Annotated in this window: 4 protein-coding genes; 1 reads left to right on the forward strand and 3 read right to left on the reverse strand. The window is 50.3% G+C overall.

Going from position 1 to position 5,960, the window contains the following annotated elements; all coding sequences use genetic code 11:
* Nucleotides 1-51: 51 nt before the first annotated feature.
* The 3 genes from IV04_RS24175 to IV04_RS24185 form a co-directional block, all read right to left on the reverse strand.
* The gene (locus IV04_RS24175; protein ID WP_037404332.1) at nucleotides 52-333 is read right to left on the reverse strand and encodes a YfcL family protein; all 282 of its coding nucleotides are present in this window, start codon (nucleotides 331-333) and stop codon (nucleotides 52-54) included.
* A gap of 31 nt (nucleotides 334-364) precedes the next feature.
* Nucleotides 365-910: an elongation factor P hydroxylase gene (locus tag IV04_RS24180; protein WP_037404334.1), complete on the reverse strand. Its 546-nt coding sequence runs from the start codon at nucleotides 908-910 to the stop codon at nucleotides 365-367.
* Between the two features lie 75 nt (nucleotides 911-985).
* Nucleotides 986-1,786 (reverse strand): sulfite exporter TauE/SafE family protein, encoded by an 801-nt coding sequence (locus IV04_RS24185; protein WP_037404335.1) that lies wholly within the window; start codon nucleotides 1,784-1,786, stop codon nucleotides 986-988.
* 526 nt (nucleotides 1,787-2,312) lie between these two features.
* Here IV04_RS24185 and IV04_RS24190 point away from each other — a divergent pair.
* Nucleotides 2,313-5,960 (forward strand): ESPR-type extended signal peptide-containing protein (locus tag IV04_RS24190; RefSeq protein WP_037441781.1); only part of this gene is annotated, 3,648 nt, incomplete at its 3' end.

The raw sequence follows: 5,960 nt of genomic DNA on the forward strand, positions 1-5,960 counted from the left end.
TAATTACGGGACACACCCTAGCTTTGTCAGCAGCCTGCTGAACCCTAAAAATCAAGCCGTTGGGAGCGCCGCTTGATATAGCCTTTGCCACATACCCAGCACCAATACCTGGTCTGGTGGAGAAAGCTCACCGGCAGCGATCGCTTTTTCCAGGCTGCTTTGCACCCACAGGTTAAGCTGTTCGGTGCTCTGTTCAGCGTGTGCTTCGGCTTCAGCCACTGCCAGCGTCAGGTGACCGCGCAGGTAACCACCGGCAAACAGTTCATCATCGCTGGCGTGTTCTACCATATCATCAATCAGCGCCAGAATACGCGCTTCGAATTCTTCGATCATCAAACGTCCTCAATAAAAAATGGGCGTAACCTTAGAGATCTTCCGGGTAAGGGAAATGCTCAACCGCCAGCGGGGGCGTATTGTAGAACGATTGTAGCGCCTGAATAAAGCGCGCAGGCCGTGGGGGTATTCCCTGCTCTAACAGCTCCAGTACGCGGGTGCGCACTTTGCGTTGGAAAGTGATGCGATCCGGTTCGCAATCACCGTTGAGATTGTCGCAACTGACGTTGAACGGGAAACCGGCGGCGACACAGAACATCCACTCCAGCGCCTGCGGCTTGATTTCTACCGCTTCGAATTCGCTCTGCGTCTTGGCATCACGCCCGTCTGGGCAATACCAGTAGCCAAAATCCACCCGTTTACGGCGCTCGGCCCCGGCAATACACCAGTGGGAAATTTCATGCATGCCGCTGGCATAGTAACCATGAGCAAAGACAACACGGTTGTAGGGCAATTCTTCATCCGCTGGCAGATAAATTGGTTCATCATCGCCTTTCACCAGGCGCGTATTGTAATCGTCGCTGAAGCACTGGTTAAAAACGTCAATCAGCTGTGAATATTGATGGGTGTCTGGCATAAAAAACTCAAATAACCACAAAATTAAAGCGGCAATTATACCTGATATTTTACCGCGTGCCGCTCTTTTGGCCTGTTAAAAATGCAACGCCAGCCACTGCTGGATTTCTGCACCGTGATTGTCGTACAACAGTTTACAGCTCATGATCAGCGAAACCACCACGATCATTGGCCGGATCAGTTTCTGGCCCTTAGTCAGCACCATGTGTGCCCCCATACGCGCGCCAACTACCTGGCCGACCAGCATTACCAGGCCGATGCTCCATACCACTTTACCACCAATGATAAACAGCACCAGGCTGCCCAGATTCGAGGTAAAGTTCAGCACCTTGGCATGAGCTGTGGATTTGGCGAGGTTAAAACCGCATAGAGTCACATAGGCCAGTGCGTAAAATGAACCGGCTCCCGGGCCAAAAAAACCATCGTAGAAACCGATAACCCCACCAGCAATCAACCCGAATGGCAGCGCGCCCAAGCGGCGATGGCGATCGCTTTCCCCTAGCCGTGGGGTTAACAGGAAATAAATACCAATCCCGATCACCAGCACCGGCAACATCTGGCGCAGCACATCAGCACGCATATGCTGCACCAGCAGCGCACCGATAACCGAGCCGATCAGCGTCAGGAAGATTGTCAGTTTCTGATCGTTTAGAGCAACCGCCCGGCGGCGGATAAAATACAGGCTGGCGGAAAACGATCCTCCTACCGACTGCAGTTTATTAGTGGCTAACGCCTGCGCTGGCGGCATCCCTACGGCTAACAGAGCGGGAACGGTCAGTAACCCGCCACCACCGGCAATGGAATCAATAAACCCGGCAAACATCGCCACGAAAAACAGTATCCCGAGTAATTCGGGACCTAACAACAGCCCTTCCATAGATTGCCTGCTTGAAAATGAGGATAAAACGACAACGGCCCAAGAGTCTGTCTGCATTGGGCATCAAAACACCCAATAGCGTGATAAAAACTGATGGTAACGGGCTCGGTGAACCAAACACTGGCGTATCAAGTATCGCATTTATGGCAAAGAGAGAAAACTGACTATCGTTATTTCCCCCTCCGAGCTGTCTGCAAAATTAGGGATAGCGATCCGTTTGGTATAGCGGCAGAAGCGCTACAGCATCAAAACCTGCAGCCCCCGGCTGTCTGCTTAAAGTGCCTCTAGGCCTCGATGATTATCTTCACCAGAGCAAGGAATTTGTCCAAAAACCACACTATAGTCAATTGATTGAATAGACAGCCTGAGCTCACCCTATTCACTTTGGCAAATGAGCTTACTGTCAAGTTCGACGAGGGACATGATGAGAATAATCTACTGATTTTTATCACTATTATCGGGATGCGGGTTTCAGAAAGCAACCGATCACCGGGCAGCGTCTATAGGTAAATGGGAGCTATTACCAATGAATACAGTCTATAAAGTCATTTGGAATAAAACGTTGAGTGCATGGGTTGTTGTCAGTGAATTGGCCAAAGGGAAAACAAAAAACAAGCGTAGCTGCCGTTTAACCACAGAAAATCACCTGCCTGTTGCCAATAAAGCTCATAACCAAAAAAATTTAAGAAAAAGCCTCATCGCTCTGTCATTAAGCAGCCTGGCGTTGTTTAGCATCAGCCCCGCCTATGCGCTTGAAATCACTGTTACTACCCAGGCTCAGCTTGTTACAGCATTAGGCAGTGGGAGTTACGACAAGGTTATTTTGGGGGCCGACATCCCACTAACTCAGAACGTCACCGTCAATATGACGACTCGGGATGTGGTGATTGATGGCGGTGGGCTTTATGGTTTGAGCGTGACTAATACCACCACCAATGGTTTGCTCGTGTCTTCAGGGACTCGAACCTTGACGCTGCAAAATATGTCCCAAATCAATTCAGCCAACTATTACAGTATGGTCAGCGTAAACGGCTCCGGTACAGCCGTTAATGTGATTTATGACAATATTAATTTTCTTGGTGTATCCCAGCTTGTTTTCATGGGGGGTAATGGCGATGCCACTAATAGCGTGATGACATTTGGCAATATCGCTAACGATGTGGTGGTCAACGATAGAGGCCAGGAAATCGGTGAAGTCAATAAATTGGTATTTACCGGCAGATTTCACGTCACCCATTTGGGTGGTGGGATTTCTTTCCAGAACTCCAGTGCCACTAATAATACGGCAACCATGGATTTTTTCAGCGGTGCTGACGTCAAGATTGATAGAACAAGTTCAACAGCTAACTTGACCAACACAGGAACTAGCGCTTTTGCCTATAACTTTGCCGATGGTTCCGCCTTCGAATTAATCTCTAACCAGGATGTGTTGAGCGGAACCAATACCAATAGGGGTTTGCAAATCGGCAGTTATGATGCGCTAACCGGTTTTGGTTCTGGTGCAAAAATTATCCTGCAAGCACGAGCGACCGGCGGTGGGATCATTTCAGGCAATGCGATTGACAATTTAACCACCAACACCACCGGCATCAACAATGGCGCTGCCGGACCTACGGATGTGATTTACAACCTGGCGACGGGGTCTATTTTGCAGGCCACCGGGGCCGGGATTTTAGCCACCAAAAACGCGGGTAATGCCAGTGGTATTTACCTCCGATCTGCGGGCGATATTACGGCGGCAACAGGTATTTCTGCAACGCATAACGGTACAGGTGCCGTGAGTATCGCGAATAATGGCACAATTAACAGCACCACAGCCGGTATCGCCATCAGCTCAACCGCGATTAAATCAATGACGGTTGATAATACAGGAGGGATCATTAATGCCTCTGCAGGTACGGCTATCAACGTTCTCGGTAATGCCGGATTAAACTTGACAGGCGGCACGCTTAATACCAGCAATGCCGCCAACGGTATTACTATTGCTGCTGCTAATACCGATACGCATTCCGTTACCGACACCACCATAAATATTAACGGTAGCGGCAAGGCAATTTCCAAAAGTGATAACGCCGTCCTGACCCTGAATAATACCCACATCAATCTGGTCGATGGCATTGGCTTTGATAACGTTACCGGTGTCACCTTTGCTAGCAGCCCAAATGGACGGAACGCGATTAATGTCTCAGGAGTAGGCACCGCCGTCTCAGCCGCTAATACCGCATTGGATGGTTGGAGCCCTGAAGCCCTGGATCTCAATATTACAGGAGCTGGTAAGGGAATTAATGTTACGGGCGGCGGAGTCGATTTTAGTAGCGCCAATCTGATGGTGAACGTGACCAACAGCGGTGGGACCGGCCTGGTGATTAACGATGGTGCCACAAACAATACGACAACGATTGGTGCTAATGCCCAGATTAATGCTTCAGGCGCAACGGCGATCAACTTTGCCGGAACTGCCGGTAAAACACTGAACAATCAAGGGCAAATCAATGGGGCTGTTGTCTTCGCCAATAATGCAACCAATACCATTAATAATAATGGTACGTTGGCAGGCACACTGACAACGGGCTCGGGTAATGATGTCCTAACGTTGAGTGCCTCCTCAGTCAGTCAAGGTCTGATCGATCTCGGTGCAGGCAACAATAGCGTAACGATTAATAATGGTGCCTCTGTCGCCGCCATTGTGACAGGAGCGGGTGACGATATCTTTACCCTTAATAATCTCACGCTGGGTAATACCTACCTGGGCTCCCTTAATGCGGGCGGCGGTAATAATACGCTGAATTTCAACACCTCTACCGATACATTAGTGGCTACGACACGTATCCAGAATTTCACTAATATCAATCTCAACACTACCGATCTGACCTTGAGTGATGCGGCCAATATCTCCGGTGGCAATGTCAATCTTGATAGCAACAGCCGTTTGGCCTTCAACCAGACCTTCAATGGCTTATTTGCCGGAACGTTACTGGGCACGGGCAACGCCAACGTTTTGGCGCAAGGTAATGTCACATTACAAAATGCCAGCACTTTTGCCGGTATATGGAATGTGGATCAGGGGGGAACCTTAACGGCTAATAACACCAACCAGTTCGGTACAGCAGCAATATCGCTCGCAGGTGGGTTAAACCTGAATGCTATGCCATCCCTGAATAATGCTTTAACAGGCACAGGGTTATTGAACATCAATAACGGTAATAATGCCTTCAACTTTGGTGCAGGAGTAGGTTCCGCCTTTACCGGCACGGTTGACCTCAATAATGTGGCATTTTCTCTCTCAGGCAACAATACCAATACCTTAACCAACGCCACGCTAAAAACTTCTGCAGGAAGCACCACTACCGTGGGAGCAACCAACCAGAACGTGGGTAATGTGGTCATGAATGGCGGGACAAGCGAATTTGTCAACGGCAGCCTGATTACCACAAATCTGCTGAGCGTAACGGATGCCAGCACGGTAAAAGTGGATGCAACGGGCATAACCTCAGGCAACTTGCTCGATCAAGATAATGGTGTGAATACCGATCTGGTGAAGAGTTCGAATACTTTATCAGCAGCCGACCTGGCACAGCTAACCTTGCTGGATAGCGCGGGGAATAGCCTAGGGAACGGTACCGTCAGCGATTATATGCAAGGGGGGAATGTTGTCTCCAGAAATACCTATAACTACAGCCTGAACAGCAATCTTGGCCTGAGCGTAGCAACCCAATTGACGCAGGCTGATATCCAATCTGGCCAAACCTTAACCTTATCGTCAGCAGGTGCCACAGATTCCACCTTGACAGCTCGATTGACCGGCACGGGTAATCTGGCCATTGGTGCAGATAACACCCTAATGACGTTGAGTAATAGCCAGAATGATTACACTGGCACCACCACGATCCAGGGCGGCACCGTACTGCTGGGCAGCAACACCGCCTTCGGGGCCACCTCGCTGCTGACGGTGAACAGCGGTGCCACGTTTAATACCAATAACTTCAGCCAGAGCGTGGGGGCGTTGACCAACCTCGGCACCGTGCGCCTCGACCCCGGCGTGCTGACCAGCGGCCTGCTGACCAACAGCGGGGTGATTGACCTGGCAGGCGGCACCCTCAACCTGTCAGCCGGGGGCACCTCCACCGCCGTAGGCGGCCTGACCGGGGCCGGTACCCTGAACGTCAACGGCGGT

It is taken from the genome of Serratia sp. Ag1 (genome assembly GCF_000743355.1).
In the GTDB taxonomy this organism is placed as follows: Bacteria; Pseudomonadota; Gammaproteobacteria; order Enterobacterales; family Enterobacteriaceae; genus Chania.